Annotated in this window: 15 protein-coding genes and 1 riboswitch; of the genes, 10 read left to right on the forward strand and 5 right to left on the reverse strand. The window is 71.1% G+C overall.

Features of this window, described 5'->3' with window-relative positions:
* Window positions 1-20: 20 nt before the first annotated feature.
* The 4 genes from ACIQWG_RS29960 to ACIQWG_RS29975 all read left to right on the forward strand — a co-directional run bounded on the left by ACIQWG_RS29960 (window position 21) and on the right by ACIQWG_RS29975 (window position 5,117).
* The gene (locus ACIQWG_RS29960) at window positions 21-863 is read left to right on the forward strand and encodes a nitrilase-related carbon-nitrogen hydrolase (protein WP_194039420.1); all 843 of its coding nucleotides are present in this window, start codon (window positions 21-23) and stop codon (window positions 861-863) included.
* A gap of 118 nt (window positions 864-981) precedes the next feature.
* Complete coding sequence (gene hydA / locus ACIQWG_RS29965; RefSeq protein WP_404101318.1) at window positions 982-2,385, forward strand: dihydropyrimidinase; 1,404 nt, start codon at window positions 982-984, stop codon at window positions 2,383-2,385.
* An 11-nt stretch (window positions 2,386-2,396) separates the two neighbouring features.
* The gene (locus tag ACIQWG_RS29970) at window positions 2,397-3,419 is read left to right on the forward strand and encodes a TIGR03842 family LLM class F420-dependent oxidoreductase (protein WP_404101320.1); all 1,023 of its coding nucleotides are present in this window, start codon (window positions 2,397-2,399) and stop codon (window positions 3,417-3,419) included.
* A 150-nt stretch (window positions 3,420-3,569) separates the two neighbouring features.
* Window positions 3,570-5,117, forward strand: coding sequence for an NCS1 family nucleobase:cation symporter-1 (locus tag ACIQWG_RS29975; protein WP_404101322.1), 1,548 nt, complete (start codon window positions 3,570-3,572; stop codon window positions 5,115-5,117).
* 20 nt (window positions 5,118-5,137) lie between these two features.
* On the opposite strand, the gene ACIQWG_RS29980 is transcribed toward ACIQWG_RS29975, so the two are convergent.
* Window positions 5,138-5,806, reverse strand: coding sequence for a hypothetical protein (locus ACIQWG_RS29980; RefSeq protein WP_404101323.1), 669 nt, complete (start codon window positions 5,804-5,806; stop codon window positions 5,138-5,140).
* 149 nt (window positions 5,807-5,955) lie between these two features.
* Window positions 5,956-6,963, reverse strand: coding sequence for a carboxymuconolactone decarboxylase family protein (locus ACIQWG_RS29985; RefSeq protein ID WP_404101325.1), 1,008 nt, complete (start codon window positions 6,961-6,963; stop codon window positions 5,956-5,958).
* A gap of 166 nt (window positions 6,964-7,129) precedes the next feature.
* On the opposite strand from ACIQWG_RS29985, the gene ACIQWG_RS29990 reads away from it, so the two are divergent.
* Together ACIQWG_RS29990 and ACIQWG_RS29995 are read left to right on the forward strand one after the other, a co-directional pair.
* Window positions 7,130-8,233 (forward strand): sensor histidine kinase, encoded by a 1,104-nt coding sequence (locus tag ACIQWG_RS29990; RefSeq protein WP_404101327.1) that lies wholly within the window; start codon window positions 7,130-7,132, stop codon window positions 8,231-8,233.
* Between the two features lie 29 nt (window positions 8,234-8,262).
* Window positions 8,263-8,952, forward strand: a complete 690-nt coding sequence (locus ACIQWG_RS29995; RefSeq protein ID WP_404101328.1) for a response regulator — start codon at window positions 8,263-8,265, stop codon at window positions 8,950-8,952.
* Here the strand turns inward: ACIQWG_RS29995 and meaB are convergent.
* The 3 genes from meaB to ACIQWG_RS30010 are packed head-to-tail and all read right to left on the reverse strand — an operon-like array spanning window position 8,901 to window position 13,893.
* A complete protein-coding gene (gene meaB / locus ACIQWG_RS30000) occupies window positions 8,901-9,932 on the reverse strand; it encodes a methylmalonyl Co-A mutase-associated GTPase MeaB (RefSeq protein WP_404101330.1) in 1,032 nt (343 codons plus the stop codon). The two genes, ACIQWG_RS29995 and meaB, sit on opposite strands and share 52 nt — an antisense overlap.
* On the reverse strand, window positions 9,929-12,091 hold the full coding sequence (gene scpA / locus ACIQWG_RS30005; protein WP_404101332.1) for a methylmalonyl-CoA mutase: 2,163 nt from the start codon (window positions 12,089-12,091) through the stop codon (window positions 9,929-9,931). Before scpA ends, meaB begins: the two co-directional genes overlap by 4 nt.
* Window positions 12,091-13,893 (reverse strand): methylmalonyl-CoA mutase family protein, encoded by a 1,803-nt coding sequence (locus ACIQWG_RS30010; RefSeq protein WP_404101334.1) that lies wholly within the window; start codon window positions 13,891-13,893, stop codon window positions 12,091-12,093. Before ACIQWG_RS30010 ends, scpA begins: the two co-directional genes overlap by 1 nt.
* 141 nt (window positions 13,894-14,034) lie before the next feature.
* Window positions 14,035-14,210, forward strand: a riboswitch (cobalamin riboswitch).
* Window positions 14,211-14,270: 60 nt separating this feature from the next.
* On the opposite strand from ACIQWG_RS30010, the gene ACIQWG_RS30015 reads away from it, so the two are divergent.
* Genes ACIQWG_RS30015 through ACIQWG_RS30030 form a run of 4 tightly spaced genes read left to right on the forward strand, consistent with a single transcriptional unit; the run spans window position 14,271 to window position 17,533 of the window.
* Window positions 14,271-15,299, forward strand: coding sequence for an ABC transporter substrate-binding protein (locus tag ACIQWG_RS30015; RefSeq protein ID WP_404101336.1), 1,029 nt, complete (start codon window positions 14,271-14,273; stop codon window positions 15,297-15,299).
* Window positions 15,296-16,309 carry a FecCD family ABC transporter permease gene (locus ACIQWG_RS30020; RefSeq protein WP_404101338.1) on the forward strand — a complete coding sequence of 338 codons (1,014 nt, stop codon included), beginning with the start codon at window positions 15,296-15,298 and terminating at the stop codon, window positions 16,307-16,309. The genes ACIQWG_RS30015 and ACIQWG_RS30020 overlap by 4 nt, the downstream gene beginning before the upstream one ends.
* Entirely contained in the window at window positions 16,306-17,115 is an 810-nt protein-coding gene (locus tag ACIQWG_RS30025; protein WP_404101340.1) for an ABC transporter ATP-binding protein, read from the forward strand. Before ACIQWG_RS30020 ends, ACIQWG_RS30025 begins: the two co-directional genes overlap by 4 nt.
* A complete protein-coding gene (locus ACIQWG_RS30030) occupies window positions 17,108-17,533 on the forward strand; it encodes a (2Fe-2S) ferredoxin domain-containing protein (RefSeq protein ID WP_404101342.1) in 426 nt (141 codons plus the stop codon). Before ACIQWG_RS30025 ends, ACIQWG_RS30030 begins: the two co-directional genes overlap by 8 nt.
* Window positions 17,534-17,582 lie beyond the last annotated feature (49 nt).

The following is a 17,582-nucleotide window of genomic DNA, read 5'->3' on the forward strand; positions in this document are numbered from 1 at the left end:
CCGAGCGACCGGAGGTCCCGATGAGCCGAGTGATTCGTGCCGCCCTCTTCCAGACCGCCTGGACCGGCGACAAGGAATCGATGATCCAGGTACACGAGCAGGCCGCCCGCGACGCGGCGGCGCAGGGCGCTCAAGTGCTGTGCTTCCAGGAGCTGTTCTACGGGCCCTACTTCTGCCAGGTGCAGGACAAGGCGTTCTACGAGTACGCCGAACAGATCCCCGAGGGCCCGACCGTGCGCCGCTTCCAGGCGCTCGCGAAGGAGCTGGGCATCGTCCTCGTCCTGCCGATGTACGAGGAGGAGCAGCCGGGGGTCCTGTACAACACGGCCGCCGTGATCGACGCGGACGGCTCCTACCTCGGCAAGTACCGCAAGACCCACATCCCGCAAGTGCAGGGATTCTGGGAGAAGTTCTACTTCCGTCCCGGCAACAGCGGCTGGCCGGTCTTCGAGACGGCCGTCGGGAAGATCGGCGTGTACATCTGCTACGACCGTCACTTCCCGGAGGGCTGGCGGGCGTTGGGCCTGGGCGGTGCCGAGATCGTGTTCAACCCCTCGGCCACCTCCCGCGGGCTCTCCCGCTACCTGTGGCAGCTGGAGCAGCCGGCCGCGGCCGTCGCCAACGAGTACTTCGTGGGCGCGATCAACCGGGTCGGTGTGGAGGACCTCGGCGACAACGACTTCTACGGCACCACCTACTTCGTGGACCCGGAGGCCCAGTTCGTCGGAGAGGTGGCGAGCGACAAGGAGACCGAACTGGTCGTCCGCGACCTGGACCTGGCCAAGCTCCGAGAGGTCCGCGACCGCTGGCAGTTCTACAGGGACCGCGCGCCGGGGGCGTACGGCCCGCTGACAGCACCGTAAGAACGCCGGGCAACGGCAACGCCGCCAAGGGGCGCGGGGCTGTATCGACATGCGGCTCCGCCGCGCGGGCGCGACCAGCCCCACCCAACCGGCACGTGACCACCGAGGGAGAGGACCCATGACCGGCCGAACAGTAATCCGCGGCGGCCTCGTCATCACCGCATCCGACGAGCTGCACGCCGACGTCCTGATCGAGGACGGCCGTATCGCCGCCCTCGCCGCCACCGGAACGTCCGCCGCCGAGGCCTGGACGGCCGGGCGGACCATCGACGCCACCGGGAAGTACGTCATCCCGGGCGGCGTCGACGTCCACACCCATATGGAGCTGCCGTTCGGCGGCACCTTCGCCTCCGACACCTTCGAGACCGGCACCCGGGCCGCCGCCTGGGGCGGCACGACGACCATCGTCGACTTCGCCGTGCAGAGTCAGGGCCACTCACTGCGCGAGGGCCTCGACGCCTGGCACGCCAAGGCCGAGGGCAACTGCTCGATCGACTACGGCTTCCACATGATCGTCTCCGATGTGAACCAGGAGACGCTCAAGGAACTGGACCTGCTGGTGGAGGAGGGGGTCACCTCCTTCAAGCAGTTCATGGCCTACCCGGGGGTCTTCTACTCCGACGACGGCCAGATCCTGCGCGCCATGCAGCGCTCCGCCGAGAACGGCGGCCTGATCATGATGCACGCCGAGAACGGCATCGCGATCGACGTGCTGGTGGAGCAGGCGCTGGCGCGGGGCGAGACCGATCCGCGCTATCACGGGGAAGTACGCAAGGCGCTCCTCGAGGCCGAGGCCACGCACCGGGCCATCAGGCTCGCGCAGGTCGCGGGCGCGCCCCTGTACGTCGTGCACGTCTCGGCGACGGAGGCCGTCGCCGAGCTGGCACGCGCGCGTGACGAGGGGCTGAACGTCTTCGGCGAGACCTGCCCGCAGTATCTGTTCCTGTCCACCGACAACCTCGCCGAGCCGGACTTCGAGGGCGCCAAGTACGTGTGCTCGACGCCCCTCAGGCCCCGCGAGCACCAGGCCCAGCTGTGGAAGGGCCTGCGGACGAACGACCTCCAGGTCGTGTCCACCGACCACTGTCCCTTCTGCTTCGTGGGTCAGAAGGAGCTCGGCCGAGGTGACTTCTCCAAGATCCCCAACGGTCTGCCGGGCGTGGAGAACCGGATGGACCTGCTCCACCAGGCCGTGGTCGACGGCCACATCACCCGCCGCCGCTGGATCGAGATCGCCTGCGCGACACCGGCCCGAATGTTCGGCATGTACCCGAAGAAGGGCACCATCGCGCCCGGTGCCGACGCCGACGTCGTGATCTACGACCCGGCGGCCGAGCAGGTCATGTCCGCCGTCACCCACCACATGAACGTCGACTACTCGGCGTACGAGGGCAGGCGGACCACCGGCCGGGTCGAAACGGTCCTCTCGCGCGGCGAACCCGTCATCACCGAGCGGGAGTACACCGGTCGCGCCGGGCACGGCGTCTACACGCCCCGCTCCACCTGCCAGTACCTCAACTAGGAGCGGAGCACATGGACTTCGGACTCGTCCTGCAAACCGACCCGCCGGCCTCGCGGGTCGTCAGCCTGATGAAACGCGCCGAGCGGAGCGGGTTCAGCCACGGCTGGACCTTCGACTCGGCCGTGCTGTGGCAGGAGCCGTTCGTCATCTACAGCCAGATCTTGGCCAACACCCAGAAACTGACGGTCGGCCCGATGGTGACCAACCCGGGCACCCGCACCTGGGAGGTCACCGCCTCCACCTTCGCCACCCTCAACGACATGTTCGGCAACCGCACGGTCTGCGGCATCGGCCGAGGCGACTCGGCGATGCGGGTCGCGGGCCGCAAGCCCAACACCCTGGCCCGGATCAGCGAGGCCATGAAGGTCATCCGTGCGCTCGGCAGCGGCCGGGAGGCCGATCTGGGCGGGGGGACGCTCGTGCGGTTCCCCTGGATCAAGGAGGGCGCCGAACTCCCGGTGTGGATGGCGGCGTACGGCCCGAAGGCCCTGAAGATGACCGGTGAGGAGGCAGACGGGTTCATCCTCCAGCTCGCCGACCTCTATCTGACCGAATACATGGTCAAGGCCGTGAAGGACGCGGCCGTCGCGGCCGGCCGTGACCCGTCCGAGGTGAAGATCTGCGTCGCCGCGCCGGCGTACGTCACCGAGGACGACTCGCCCGAGCAGCTCGCCCACGCGCGCGAGCAGTGCCGCTGGTTCGGCGGGATGGTCGGCAACCACGTGGCCGACCTGGTGTCCAAGTACGGCGAGCACTCCGCCGCCGTACCCGACGAACTCACCGACTACATCAAGGCGCGGGAGGGGTACGACTACTCCCACCACGGACGCGCCGACAACCCCGACACCGCGTTCGTGCCCGACGAGATCGTCGACCGGTTCTGTCTCATCGGCCCGGTCGAGAAGCACATCGAGAAGCTGAACGCCCTGCGCGAGCTGGGCGTCGACCAGTTCGCCGTCTACGACATGCACGACGCGCAGGAGGCGGTGATCGACGCGTACGGCACGTCGGTCATCCCGGCCGTCAACTCCTAGTCTCACCCGCCGAGTTCACCCACGGCCGGGTTCACATCCGGCCGGGTGCATCGTGACCCCCCACCCCTTGTTCCCCTCCCCGCCGTCCCGGGGAGGGCCCAAGGCCCCCGCACGGCCTCTCCCGTTCCCACCTGATCGATTGGCCTGCTCATGACCGAAACCGTCCCCACGGGGTCACCGATACCGCAGTCCGCCGACACCGGCGGACGTGTCGAGCTCGCCCCGGAGGCGTTCCCCGCCGACAGCCCCTTCGCCAACGACGACCTGCGTCCCGTCCCGGTCGCCGAGCGCAAGTGGACGACGTACAACTTCGCCGCGCTGTGGATCTCGATGGCCCACTGCATCCCCAGCTGGACCCTGGCCTCCGGGCTGGTCGCGCTCGGCATGGACTGGAAGCAGGCCGTCTTCACCATCGCGCTGGCCAACGTCATCGTGCTGCTGCCGATGCTGGCCACCGGGCACGCCGGGCCCAAATACGGCATCCCCTTCCCCGTCCTGGCGCGGGCCTCCTTCGGACTGCGCGGCGCCAACATCCCGGCGATGATCCGCGCGGCCGTGGCCTGCGGCTGGTTCGGCATCCAGACCTGGATCGGCGGCAGCGGCATCTTCGCCCTCGGCTCCAAGCTCACCGGCGGCGGGTGGGAGAACGCGGGGAAGATCGCCGGCAACCCCTGGCCGCTGTGGCTCTGCTTCCTCCTGTTCTGGGCCGTGCAGATCGCCATCATCTACCGCGGTATGGACTTCTTGCGGCACTTCGAGAACTGGGCCGCGCCCTTCGTGATCGTCGGGGCGCTGGTCCTGCTGGTGTGGATCGCCGTCAAGGCGGACGGGTTCGGCGCGCTGCTCGACCAGCCCTCGAAGCTCGGCTGGGGCCCCGACTTCTGGCCGGTCTTCTTCCCGTCCCTGATGGGAATGATCGGTTTCTGGGCGACCCTGTCGCTCAACATCCCCGACTTCACCCGCTTCGGTGCCAGCCAGAAGGCGCAGACCTGGGGCCAGTCCCTCGGTCTGCCCACGACCATGACGCTCTTCGCGGTCCTCGCGGTCCTGGTCACCTCCGGCTCCGAGGTCGTCTACGGCGAGGCCATCTGGGATCCGATCGCCCTGGCCGCCAAGACCGACAACGCCTTCGGCCTGCTCCTCGCCATCATCGTGGTATTCGTCGCCACGGTCTCCGTGAACATCGCGGCGAACGTGGTCTCCCCGGCGTACGACCTGGCCAACCTGGCGCCCAAGCTCATCAACTTCCGTACCGGCGCGCTGATCACCGGCGTCGTCGGCATCCTGATCTTCCCGTGGAAACTGATCTCCACCCCGGAGTTCTACATCTTCACCTGGCTCGGTGTGGTGGGCGGACTGCTCGGCACCGTCGCGGGCATCCTGATCGCCGACTACTGGATCGTCCGCCGCACGGTGCTGCACCTCGCCGACCTGTACACACCCGGCGGACGCTACTGGTACTCGTCCGGCTGGAACTGGCGGGCGATCGTCGCCTTCGTGGTCGGCGGCGTCCTCGCGGTCGGCGGTTCGCACTCGGGTGTGGGCGCGGACGGCACGAAGACCGGGCCCTTCCCGGCCGACGGACTGATCCCGTTCCTCAAGCCGCTCGCCGACTACGGGTGGGCGGTGGGGCTGGGAGCCTCGCTGCTGCTGTACGTGCTGCTCATGGGCGGCCGCAAGGAACGCGCGGAGGCCTGACGGGACCGCCGGGAGGACGGTCAGCTCTTCTGGCCGTCCTCCAGCGCGGCGACCGCGGCCTTGGCCGCCTTGATCGCCCCCTTGTTGATCTCGTCGGTGGCGGGTGCCTTCTTCGACTCGAAGTCGCTGCCGCTGTAGGTGATGGAGACGATCGCGTTGGAGGCGCGGATCATCACCGTGCCCTCGCGGGTCTGCTGCTTGTCCTCGGTGGAGAGGTTCACGACGGAGTAGCCGGCGTCACCGACACCCGGGACCTCGCCGCCGCCGCTCTTGTCCGCGACGCGCTCCTTGTAGGACTTCTCCGCGGCCTCGTCCGACGCCGTGATCTCGTACGACACGTCCAGCCAGCGGTAGTCGAACCCCTTGAGGGCGTTCCACGAGCAGGTGCGGCGCACGCTCTTGTCGGTGGACGGCAACTCCTTGCCGGCCGCCTTCGCGCCGGGCACGAGGTCCCCTATCGACTTCGAGTCCAGGGCTTCGCACGGCGAAGGAGCGGCGGAGTACGTCTTCGACGCCGCCGCCGTGGCGGGAGCCGACGGCGAGTCGTCGCCGGAGTTCTGCGTCGCCGTCCGGTCGTCGGCGGCCGGCGTCGCGGCGGGGCCGGACGACAGCGCCCAGCCCGCCGCGGCGAGCACGACGACGGGCGACAGACGCGCGGTGAGGGCTAGCGGCAAGGGAAGAGAACGCACGACGCACTTCTCGTGGGGGACGGTGCGGAGGAGTCCGCACTGCGGACGGGACGCCAGTGTCACATGACTGACTGTGAGGCGAAAGTGCCAACTCGCTGCGTGCTGACGCCACTACGCAAGGGTTCCGATCAGGTGGTGTCCTGGGTGAGTTACACCGCCTCTTTGGTGATTTGTGAGGAAAGTGCGCTTTCGATGCGGTCCACGGCGATGAAGGCGCCGTACGCGACGAGCCGCACGAGGCAGTGGTCGCCGTGCTCCGGCCGCCGCCAGGCCGCCACGTCCTCGTCGGTGATGCGGTACGGCGCGAGGGCGGCCAGCAGCGCGAGCCGCGCCGCGGGACGCTCCCGGCGGTCCGGGAACCCGGCAAGTCCGAGCGGCGGATGGGTGCCGTCCCAGTCCTGAACGGCCGCCTCCACCAGGTCGTGGTCCTCCGCGTCCAGCAGGGCCGAGCCCCGCATGGCGGCCCTGAGCAGCGCCGCGTACGCGAGGCCGACGGGTGCGCCGCCCGCCCAGGCGGGTGCCTCACCGGGATCGACGCCGTCCAGCAGGGCGAGGGAGTGCCCCGGGCGGGCCGTACGGCGCACGGTCCGGCACAGCGCGCGGCCCGCCACGCTCCGTACCGCCCGGAAGCGCTGGGCGCCCGCCGGGAGCAGGTTCTCGGTCAGCAGGGCCGACGCGATCCGGTTGATGAAGTGGAAGACGAGCGCGGTACCGAGATAGGCGGGCGCCTGTTCACGCGGGAAGGGATACGGCTCCAGGGCGGCGCCGGGCACACGTGTGTGCTCTCCCCAGGCGAGCAGACGCGCGTGCTCCTCGCTGTGCGGTGACTCCCCGCGCGCCACCCGCTCGGCGAGCGCGTGATCGCCGGTGGCGTGCAGCAGCACGGTGTGCGCGTCCACGCAGAACGGGCACCTGTTGGCCTGCGACACCCCGAGCGCCACGAGTTCCTTGCCGGTCCGGTCGCCGGCCCCGGCGATGAGCGACTCGCGCAGCAACGCCCAGGCGGGGGCGAGGAGTTCGGGCGCGCAGGACAGGACCACGAAGGTGGACGGCTCGGCGACGCCGAAGTCCAGGGCGATCTGCGCGTACACCTCGGCTACGGTGCCGGCGGCCGACCTGGGCGGGAGGGGTTCGGTGTAACGGAAGGGTGTGGGCATGGACTTGAGTCTGCTCAGCCGGGCGGTGCGGGTCGTCGTACCGGCGAACGGAGTCGGGGCTGCGCCGGCGGGGCGGGAGCGTGGCCCGCACTACTACGCCGGGAGTAGTCCCGGAGCCGTCCACAGGGCTGACGTGGCTGTCGTCGGCGCCGTCTAGTGTGCGGGCATGAGCGGGCCTCGAATCACAGGCGTGCGGTTCGCCGACGCGGCCGTCGCCGTCGTGGTCGGCGCGATCACCGTGCTCGCCGCGGTGGCGGACGACCGCGCGGGACCCGTCGACTGGGCGCTGATCGTGGCCGGTTCACTCGCCCTGGCCGCGCATCGCGGCGCCCCGCGCGTGGTGCTCGCGATCACCACCGGCTGTCTGCTCGCCGAGGTCGTCCACGCCGGACCCGCGGCCACGCTGGCCATCCCGGTGGTGGGCGCGGTGCACACCGCCTCGCGGACCGGCCACCGGGGCACCGCCGCCGCGGCGGCCGCCGTCTTCCTCGGCGGCTGTGTCGCGGCGGGCTCGGCGACCTCGGACGTCGTACGCGAGACCCTGCTGCTCGCCGGATGGTTCCTCTGCGCGGTCGTGACCGGCCTCGCGGACCGCAACTGGCAGGCGTATCTGCGCCAGACAGAACAGCGCGCGCTGGAGGCCGAACGCACCCGCGAGGAGGCGGCGCTGCGCAGGGCGGGCGAGGAACGCCTGCGCATCGCACGGGAGTTGCACGACTCCCTCACCCACAGCATCTCGATCGTCAAGCTCCAGGCCGGCGTCGCCGTGCATCTCGCTCGCAAGCGGGGCGAGGAGGTGCCGCCGGCGCTGCTCGCCATCCAGGAGGCGAGCGGCGAGGCCATGCGCGAGCTGCGCGCCACGCTGGAGGTGCTGCGCACCGACGAGGCCACGGGCACACCCGCGCTGCTCGTGGAGCGCGCGGGCGCCGCGGGGCTGGCCGTCGACCTGGAGGTGACGGGAGACGAGCGACCGCTCCCGCCGCCGGTCGACCGTGCCACGTACCGCATCGTCCAGGAGGCCCTCACCAACGCGGCACGGCACGCGGGACCGGCGAAGGTGACCGTACGCCTCGCCTACGCCGACGACGCCCTGGCGATATGCGTCGAGGACGACGGCACCGCCGACCCGTCCCGCCCGCCCACCCCCGGCATCGGCCTCACCGGCATGCGCGAACGCGTCACGGCCCTCGGCGGCACGTTGGACGCCGCTCCACGCGAGGAGGGCGGGTTCTCGGTGCGGGCGTGGTTGCCGGTGGGGGGTGGGGGGTGACGGACGGACCGGTCATCAGGGGGACTGCAATGACGGACGGTGTGATCAGGGTGGCGCTCGTCGACGACCAGGCGTTGATGCGGGCCGGTTTCCGGGCGCTGCTGGACGCCGAGGACGGTATCGAGGTGGTCGGCGAGGCGGGGGACGGCGAGCGGGGTCTGGAGCTGGTCCGCGCCCAGGTGCCCGACATCGCGCTGATCGACGTCCAGATGCCGGTGATGACGGGCATCGAGGCGACCCGCCACATCGCCGCGGACCCCGCCCTCACCGGCGTGCGCGTGGTGATCCTCACCAACTACGGCCACGACGAGTACGTCTTCGAGGCGCTGCGGGCCGGCGCGAGCGGCTTCCTGCTGAAGGACACCGAACCGGCCGACCTGCTCCAGGCGATCGAGGTGGTGGCCCGCGGCGAGGCACTGCTGTCCCCGTCGGTGACCCGCACGCTCATCGGCGAGTTCGTCTCCCGCCCACCCGACCGGGCCACGGCACCGGGGCTCGAGGGCCTGACCCGCCGTGAACGCGAGGTGACGGCCCTCGCGGCACGCGGACTGACCAACGAGGAGATCGCCGAACACATGGTGATCAGCCCGTTCACGGCGAAGACCCACATCAGCAGGGCGATGACCAAGCTGGGCGCGCGTGACCGGGCCCAACTCGTCGTGTTCGCCTATGAGTCGGGGCTGGTGGCGCCGCGGAGCTCAGACACCTCGGAGTGCTGATCGCGCCCGCCCTCGAACGCCGCGAGAATCCGCTCGGCGGCCAGCGTGGCCGTCAACTCGCCGTCCCTCACCTGCTGTTCGAGCGTCGGTGTGACAGCCCGTACCGCCGGGGCGGCGTGCAGCCGGCCGAGGAGTTCGTCGCGGACCATGGTCCAGGTCCAGTCGACCTGCTGGTCACGCCGCTTGGCGGCGAGCCGGCCGGTGGAGTCCAGCAGCGCGCGGTGCTGTTCCAGGCGGTCCCAGACGGTGTCCAGGCCCATCGACTCGCGCCCGCTGCAATGCAGCACGGGCGGCGTCCAGGCGGCGTCCTTGCCGTGCATCAGGCGCAGCGCGCCGGCCAGTTCCCGGGCGGCGGCGCGGGCGTCGCGCTCGTGCGGGCCGTCCGCCTTGTTGACCGCGAGCACGTCGGCCAGTTCCAGGACGCCCTTCTTGATGCCCTGGAGCTGATCGCCGGTCCGGGCCAGCGTCAGCAGCAGGAAGGAGTCGACCATGTTGGCGACCGCGGTCTCGGACTGGCCGACGCCGACCGTCTCCACCAGGACCACGTCGTAGCCGGCCGCCTCCATCACCACGATCGACTCACGCGTGGCCTTGGCGACCCCGCCCAGCGTGCCGGCCGTGGGGGAGGGACGGATGAACGCCGCGGGGTCCACGGCCAGTCGCTCCATGCGCGTCTTGTCGCCCAGGATCGACCCGCCCGTCCGGCTGGACGACGGGTCGACGGCGAGCACCGCGACCCGGTACCCCAGCCCCGTGAGCATGGTGCCGAACGCGTCGATGAACGTCGACTTCCCGACCCCCGGCACTCCGCTCACGCCGATCCGTCGCGCCTTGCCGCTGTGCGGCAGCAGCTCGGTCAGCAATCGCTGTGCCAGCACCCGGTGCTGGGGCCGGGTGGACTCGACGAGGGTGATGGCGCGCGCGACGATCGCCCGCTTCCCGTCGAGCACGCCCTTCACATACGCGTCGAGATCGATCACAGCGCGTGCCCGAGGTCGGCCCCCAGCCGCTGCACGAGGTCGTACGCGGCGTCCGGGATCACCGTCCCGGGCGGGAAGACCGCGGCCGCGCCCATCTCAAGGAGCGTCGGCACGTCCTGCGGCGGGATCACCCCGCCGACCACGATCATGATGTCCTCGCGGCCCTCCTCGGCCAGCGCCTCCTTGAGCGCCGGTACGAGGGTGAGGTGCCCGGCGGCCAGCGACGACACCCCGACGATGTGCACGTCCGCCTCGACGGCCTGGCGGGCCACCTCGGCAGGCGTCTGGAACAGCGGGCCGACGTCGACGTCGAAACCGAGGTCGGCGAAGGCGGTCGCGATCACCTTCTGGCCGCGGTCGTGGCCGTCCTGGCCCATCTTGGCGACCAGGATGCGCGGCCGGCGGCCCTCGGCCTCCTCGAAGTCGGACACGAGGGTGCGGGTGCGGTCCACGGACGGCGACTCACCGGCTTCGTTGCGGTACACGCCGGTGATGGTACGGATCTGGCTCGCGTGCCGCCCGTACACCTTCTCCAGGGCGTCGGAGATCTCCCCGACGGTGGCCTTCGCGCGGGCGGCGTTCACCGCCAGCTCCAGCAGGTTGCCCTCGCCGCCGGCCGCTCGGGTCAGCGCGTCGAGCGAGTCCCGGCAGGCGGTCTCGTCCCGCTCCTCGCGCAGCCGCCGCAGCTTGGCGATCTGCTGGGCGCGCACCGAGGAGTTGTCGACCTTGAGCACCTCGATCTGCTCGTCGCTGTCGACGCGGTACTTGTTGACGCCGATGACGGGCTGGCGTCCGGAGTCGATCCGGGCCTGGGTGCGCGCGGCGGCCTCCTCCACGCGCAGCTTCGGGATGCCGGCGTCGATGGCCTGCGCCATGCCGCCCGCCTGCTCGACCTCCTGGATGTGCTGCCAGGCGCGGCGGGCGAGGTCGTACGTCAGCTTCTCGACGTAGGCGCTGCCGCCCCACGGGTCGATGACCCGGGTCGTGCCCGACTCCTGCTGGATCAGCAGCTGGGTGTTGCGGGCGATGCGCGCGGAGAAGTCGGTGGGCAGCGCGAGCGCCTCGTCGAGCGCGTTGGTGTGCAGCGACTGAGTGTGGCCCTGGGTCGCGGCCATCGCCTCGACACATGTGCGCGTGACGTTGTTGAACACGTCCTGCGCGGTCAGCGACCAGCCCGAGGTCTGCGAATGGGTGCGCAGGGACAGCGACTTGGAGTTCTTCGGATCGAACTGCTTCACCAGCTTCGCCCACAGCAGGCGCGCCGCGCGCAGCTTGGCGACCTCCATGAAGAAGTTCATGCCGATCGCCCAGAAGAACGACAGCCGGGGTGCGAACGCGTCCACGTCCAGACCCGCCTCACGGCCCGCGCGGATGTACTCCACACCGTCCGCGAGCGTGTACGCCAGCTCCAGGTCGGCCGTCGCACCGGCCTCCTGGATGTGGTAGCCGGAGATGGAGATCGAGTTGTAGCGCGGCATCCGCTGCGACGTGAAGGCGAAGATGTCGGAGATGATCCGCATCGACGGCTTCGGCGGATAGATGTAGGTGTTGCGGACCATGAACTCCTTGAGGATGTCGTTCTGGATGGTCCCGGCCAACTTCTCGGGCGGTACGCCCTGTTCCTCCGCCGCCACGATGTAGAGCGCCAGCACCGGCAGCACGGCGCCGTTCATCGTCATCGACACGGTCATCTTGTCCAGCGGGATGCCGTCGAACAACTGCCGCATGTCGTAGATCGAGTCGATCGCCACGCCCGCCATGCCGACATCGCCCGTCACGCGCGGGTGGTCGCTGTCGTAACCCCGGTGCGTGGGCAGGTCGAAAGCGACCGACAGGCCCTTCTGGCCGGCCGCCAGGTTGCGCCGGTAGAAGGCGTTGGACTCCTCGGCGGTGGAGAAGCCCGCGTACTGGCGGATCGTCCAGGGCTGGTTGACGTACATCGTCGGGTACGGGCCGCGCAGATACGGCGCCATGCCCGGGTACGTGCCGAGGAAGTCCAGGCCCTCCAGGTCACGGCCGGTGTACAGCGGCTTGACCGCGATGCCCTCCGGGGTCTCCCAGAAGGTCCCGTCGTTCCCGGCGGCCTTCTGCCACTCCTCGGCACCGGCGTCGGTCCTCGGCTCCCCGAGTTCGATCCCGGAGAAGTCGGGGATTCCCATCAGGACACTCCCATGCGGTCGAGGGTGGCGGACAGCACGGCGACGGCGTCACAGCCGGCGAAGACGTACGAGTCGACATCGTGGTGATTCCCGGGCCGCCCGGCGAGGAACACATGCGAGGCGCCGGCCGCCTTCAACCGGCCGGCCTCGGTCCGCGCCTGCTCCTCGTACACGGTGTCACTGGAGCACAGGCAGACCTCGGTGGCACCGCTCTCCTCGAACGTGCCCTCGGTGACCGGCTCGATGCCGCCCGCCTGGAAGAGGTTCGAGGCGAAGGTGAGGCGCGCGGTGTGGGCCGCCGCCGGGCCGAGCGCGGCCAGGAAGACCCGGGGCCGGGAGCCGGTGGCCGCCAGGTGGGCGTCGGAGCGGGCGCGCAGCGCCTCGTACGCCTCGTCGCGCCGCACCCGCGGAAGGCCACCGGAGAGAGGTGCGGGAGCGGGCTCGCGCTTGACGGGCTGCTCGGCGAGGTGGGGGAACTCGCTGACGCCGGTGATGGGTTCGCGGCGCTTGGCGAGCTTGCCGCTGCGCGCCTGCCAGGTGTCGGCGAGGTCCTGGCCGAGCTGTCCGGAGCGCAGCGCGGCCGCCTGTCCGCCGGCCTGCTCGATCCGCTGGAAGAACTCCCAGCCGGCGTGGGCGAGCTCGTCGGTCATCCGCTCCACGTACCAGGAGCCGCCCGCCGGGTCGATCACCCGGGCGAGGTGCGACTCCTCGATGAGGATGGTCGAGGTGTTGCGGGCGATGCGCCGCGCGAACGCGTCCGGCAGGCCGAGCGCGTGGTCGAAGGGCAGCACGGTCACGGAGTCGGCGCCGCCGACGCCGGCGGCCAGCGTGGCGACCGTCGTGCGCAGCATGTTCACCCAGGGGTCGCGGCGCGTCATCATCACCGGCGAGGTGACGGCGTGCTGCACCTGGGCGCTCGGTGCCCCGCACACCTCGGTGACCCGCGCCCACAGCCGGCGCGCGGCCCGCAGCTTGGCGACGGTCAGGAACTGGTCGGCGGTGGCGGCGTACCGGAACTCCAGCTGCGCGGCAGCCTGTTCGACCGTCAGCCCGGCCTCGGTCAGATCCCGCAGATAGGCGACACCGGTCGCCAGCGAGCTGCCCAGCTCCTGGGCCGCCGAGCCACCGGCCTCGTGGTACGGCAGCGCGTCCACGGTCAGGGCCCGCAGCCCCGGGTACTCCTGGGCGCACGCACGGGCCAGCGAGGCGACGGGCGCGAACGCCGAGGACTTTCCGGTACGTGCCTCGTGGCCGAGCGGATCGGCGCCGAGGTTGCCGCGCGCCGCCTCCTTGGCGACGCCCTTCTCCTCGTACAGCCGCAGCAGCTCGCGCGCGGCGGGCTCCACGTCGGCGCCCGCGTCGAGGACGACCGGGGCCAGGTCGAGGTAGACGCCCTCCAGGGCGCGGCCGAGCTCCGCCACCGGGATGCCGCCCTCGCCGAGGACCAGCCAGAGCGAGGTGACGCCGTTCTCCAGGTCGGCCAGCACCACGCCGTCGGTGAGCGCGGAGTGCCGCTGCCGGACGTCCCAGCCGCCGGCCGTGTTCCCCTCGGGGCGACTACCGCGGACGAACGGGGCGAACCCGGGCAGACCGGCGTCGGGCGCGGCGTCGTGCGCGCTGTACAGAGGGCGGGTGCGCAACCCGTCCTCCAGGGCGGTGGACAGGGCTTCTTCCGCGGCCGGGCCCGAGACTTCCTTGCCCGCCTTGCGCAGCACACCCTCCACCAGGTGTTGCCACTGCTCATGGGTCGCGTCAGGGAACTCGGCGGCCAGCGAGAGCCCGTCGTCAGGCAGGACCGTCATGCTCGGATGCTAGGCCAGATCATCAAAGGAGCAGCAGAGGGCACGGCTGTGACCTTGCCCTCTTCCAGATTGTGACCTGGGTCTCCGTCTCCCGTCGGCCCTGGCGGCGACCGGTCGAACGACCCCGCGACAAGGCGGGCTTGATAGCCTCGTCGGGCCAGTCGAGCCACACCCGAGGCCAGGGAATCCGGTGCGAATCCGGAACTGACGCGCAGCGGTGAGGGGGACGGGCGGGGCAACTGCCACTGGGAGACCGGGAAGGCGCCGCGGCCGGACGAACCCGAGTCCGAAGACCTGCTGGCACCTTGGCACCCCCGGGTGCCGAGGTCGTCCGTAGGCCAGGCTCCGCGTACGAGCCCAGACCCCGAGGAAAGCCCTTGCTCCGCACCCCCGCGCTTCTTCTGGCATCCGCCCTGCTCCTCACCGCCTGCGGTTCCTCCGGCGGCGACGACTCGAAGGCGGCGCAGACGTCCGCCGCCGGCTATCCCCGCACGATCGACAACTGCGGCCGGAAGGTCACCCTGAAGTCGGCGCCCCGGCGCGTGGTCTCCCTCAACCAGGGCACCACGGAGATCCTGCTCTCCCTCGGTCTCGCCGACCGTGTCGCCGGTACGGCGACCTGGACGGACCCGGTGATGAAGGGGCTGGAGAAGGCCAACGCCTCCGTGCCGCGGCTCGCGGACGACGCGCCCTCCTTCGAGAAGGTCCTGGACGCCGAACCCGACTTCGTCACCGCCTCCTTCGTCTCCACTCTCGGCAAGGGCGGCGTCGCCACCCGCGAGCAGTTCGAGAAGCTCGGCGTGCCCACCTACGTCTCGCCCTCCGACTGTTCCGCGGGCAAGGACAACGACAGCGGCGGAGACGGATCGCGCAGCAAGCCGCTCACCCTCGACGTCGTGTACGGCGAGATACGCGACCTGGCACGGGCCTTCGGCGTCGACGAGCGCGGCGAGAAGCTCGTCGCCGAGCTGAAGCGGCGGGTACGCGAGGCGACCGACGGTCTGGACGCCTCCGGTGTCTCCCTCATGTACTGGTTCGCCAACTCCCAGTCGCCCTACCTCGCGGGCTGCTGCGGCGCGCCCGGTGCCGTCACCCGTGCCGTGGGCGCCGAGAACACCTTCTCCGACACCCATGACGAATGGCCCCAGATCGGCTGGGAGACGGTCGCCGACCGGGACCCCGACGTCCTCGTGATCGGCGACCTCACCCGCAAGCAGCAGACCGCGGAGAGCGCCGCGGCCAAGATCCGCTTCCTGGAGACCAACCCGGCCACCCGCAACCTGACCGCGGTGAAGAAGAAGCGGTACGTCCTGCTCAGCGGGCAGGCGATGAACCCGTCCATCCGCACGATCGAAGGGATCGAGCAGGTCGCCGCCGGGCTGCGCGACTTCGGGCTCGGCAAGTGAGCGCCCGTACGCTGCTGTTGACCGGCGGCGGGTTCGCCGCGCTGCTCGCTTCGGTGGCCGTCGCGGTGACGATCGGGCCCGCCGACATCTCGACGGCGGACGTGTGGGCCGCGGTCGCCGCCCATCTCGGCCTAGGGGAGAGCACGTTGGCGCCGCTGCGGGACGGCATCGTGTGGAACCTGCGGATGCCGCGCACCCTGCTCGCCGCCGTGTGCGGGGCCGGGCTCGCCGTGTGCGGAGCGGTGATGCAGTCGCTGCTGCGCAATCCGCTGGCCGATCCGTTCGTGCTCGGGGTGTCCTCGGGAGCGTCCACGGGAGCCGTCGCCGTCGTCGTGCTGGGCGTGGGCGGGGGAGTGGTGTCGCTGTCGGCGGGCGCCTTCCTCGGCGCGCTGCTCTCCTTCGCGATGGTCCTGTTGCTCAGCCACTCGCTCGGCGGCAGCACGGACCGGGTGGTGCTGTCCGGGGTGGCCGCCATGCAGCTGTTCTCCGCGCTGACCTCGTTCATCGTGCTGACCTCCGCCGACGCCGAGACCACCCGGGGTGTGCTGTTCTGGCTGCTGGGCTCGCTCACCGGCGCCGACTGGGGACAGGTGCTGCTCTGCGCCGCCGTACTGGCCGTGGTTCTCGCCGTCTGCCTCGGACATGCCCGCACCCTGGACGCCTTCGCCTTCGGTGACGACGCCGCCGCCGGACTCGGCGTGCGGGTCGCCCGCACCCGCCTCGTCCTGCTCTGCGCGACCGCGCTGCTCACGGCCGCCCTCGTCAGCTGCGCGGGGGCGATCGGCTTCGTCGGCCTGGTACTGCCGCACGTCACCCGCGCGCTCACCGGCTCCGGACACGCCCGTCTGCTGCCGGTCACGGCGCTGACAGGAGCCGTCTTCCTCGTATGGGTGGACACCGCCGCCCGCACCGTCCTCGACCCCCAGGAGGTTCCCGTGGGCGTGGTCACGTCCCTGATCGGCGTACCGGCGTTCGTGGCGGTCCTCCACCGGGGGCGAGGCAAGGGATGACCAGCCTGCACGCCCAGGGCGTCGTCCGACGCGTCGCCGGCAAGGTCATCGTCGACGGCGTCACCCTCACCCTGCGCCCCGGCGACACCGTCGGACTGCTCGGCCCCAACGGCTCAGGGAAATCAACCCTGTTGAGGCTCCTCGCCGGAGTCCTCGCACCCACCTCCGGAGTGGTCACCCTGGACGGACGCCCCCTCACCGAGGTCGGCCGGCGTGCCACCGCCCGGCGCGTCGCCACCGTCGAGCAGGAGGCCCACACCCAGACCGAACTGACCGTCCGGGACGTCGTCGCCCTCGGCCGTGTCCCGCACCGCCGGGCCTGGACCCCGGCCACGGCGGCCGACGCCGGGGCAGTGGACGAGGCGCTGGAGCGCACCGGCCTCGCCGACCGCGCCGAGCAGTCCTGGCACACCCTCTCCGGCGGCGAACGCCAGCGCACCCAGATCGCCCGCGCGCTCGCCCAGGAACCCCGCGAACTGCTCCTCGACGAACCCACCAACCACCTCGACATCCAGCACCAGCTCGACCTGCTGGACCTCGTCGCGGACCTCCCGGTCACCACCGTGATCGCCCTGCACGACCTCAACCTCGCCGCGATGTACTGCGACCGCCTGCTCGTCCTGCGCGAGGGCCGTGCGATCGCGGAGGGCACCCCGGCCGAGGTCCTCACCCCCACCCTCATCGAGCGGGTCTACGGCGTCCGGGCAGAAGTCACGACCGACCCCGGCCACCCCGTGATCCGCTTTCTGCGACCGGCGACCCGGGGCGGATCCCCCGGCAGGAGGAGCGTGCCGAGCGATGCCTGAGCAGCGACCCGTAGGCCCGACGGGCGACACCCCCGCCGCACCCGCACCCTGCCGGGTCGTCGTGTGCCGGGACTGCTGCTGCGGCAGCCCCAAGGTCACCGGCATCGACCACGCCCGGCAGACCGCGCGCCTCGCCGAGAACGTGCCCGTGCGGGTCTCCGCCTGCCTCGACGTGTGCGAACACGCCAACGTGATCGTCGTCCAGCCGTCCGCCACCGCGCGCGCGGCCGGCGCCCGCCCGGTGTGGCTGGGCCTGGTCAACGACCCCGACGCCACCGAGGACATCATCGACTGGGTCCGGGCCGGCGGCCCCGGTGTCGCGCCCTGTCCCGACGTGCTCGACCTCTACACCTTCACCCCGCCCGGACGGAACAAGGCGAAGCCGGGGACCACGGACCCGTCCCAGCCGGAAGGTTGAAGCACGAACAGGCGGGACATGAAGATCGGACGGACCGATCCGCGCCGAC

Origin of the sequence: Streptomyces sp. NPDC098781, assembly GCF_044759995.1 — a bacterium.
Taxonomy (GTDB): Bacteria; Actinomycetota; Actinomycetes; order Streptomycetales; family Streptomycetaceae; genus Streptomyces.

What these genes read in the sequence shown, in the direction of transcription:
- ACIQWG_RS30010 (WP_404101334.1), bottom strand. Translation starts at nt 13,893, where the DNA reads ATGACGGTCCTGCCTGACGACGGGCTCTCGCTGGCCGCCGAGTTCCCT.
- scpA (WP_404101332.1), bottom strand. Translation starts at nt 12,091, where the DNA reads ATGGGAATCCCCGACTTCTCCGGGATCGAACTCGGGGAGCCGAGGACC.
- ACIQWG_RS29990 (WP_404101327.1), top strand. Translation starts at nt 7,130, where the DNA reads ATGAGCGGGCCTCGAATCACAGGCGTGCGGTTCGCCGACGCGGCCGTC.
- ACIQWG_RS30025 (WP_404101340.1), top strand. Translation starts at nt 16,306, where the DNA reads ATGACCAGCCTGCACGCCCAGGGCGTCGTCCGACGCGTCGCCGGCAAG.
- ACIQWG_RS29995 (WP_404101328.1), top strand. Translation starts at nt 8,263, where the DNA reads ATGACGGACGGTGTGATCAGGGTGGCGCTCGTCGACGACCAGGCGTTG.
- ACIQWG_RS29970 (WP_404101320.1), top strand. Translation starts at nt 2,397, where the DNA reads ATGGACTTCGGACTCGTCCTGCAAACCGACCCGCCGGCCTCGCGGGTC.
- ACIQWG_RS29975 (WP_404101322.1), top strand. Translation starts at nt 3,570, where the DNA reads ATGACCGAAACCGTCCCCACGGGGTCACCGATACCGCAGTCCGCCGAC.
- ACIQWG_RS29960 (WP_194039420.1), top strand. Translation starts at nt 21, where the DNA reads ATGAGCCGAGTGATTCGTGCCGCCCTCTTCCAGACCGCCTGGACCGGC.
- hydA (WP_404101318.1), top strand. Translation starts at nt 982, where the DNA reads ATGACCGGCCGAACAGTAATCCGCGGCGGCCTCGTCATCACCGCATCC.
- ACIQWG_RS30030 (WP_404101342.1), top strand. Translation starts at nt 17,108, where the DNA reads ATGCCTGAGCAGCGACCCGTAGGCCCGACGGGCGACACCCCCGCCGCA.
- ACIQWG_RS29985 (WP_404101325.1), bottom strand. Translation starts at nt 6,963, where the DNA reads ATGCCCACACCCTTCCGTTACACCGAACCCCTCCCGCCCAGGTCGGCC.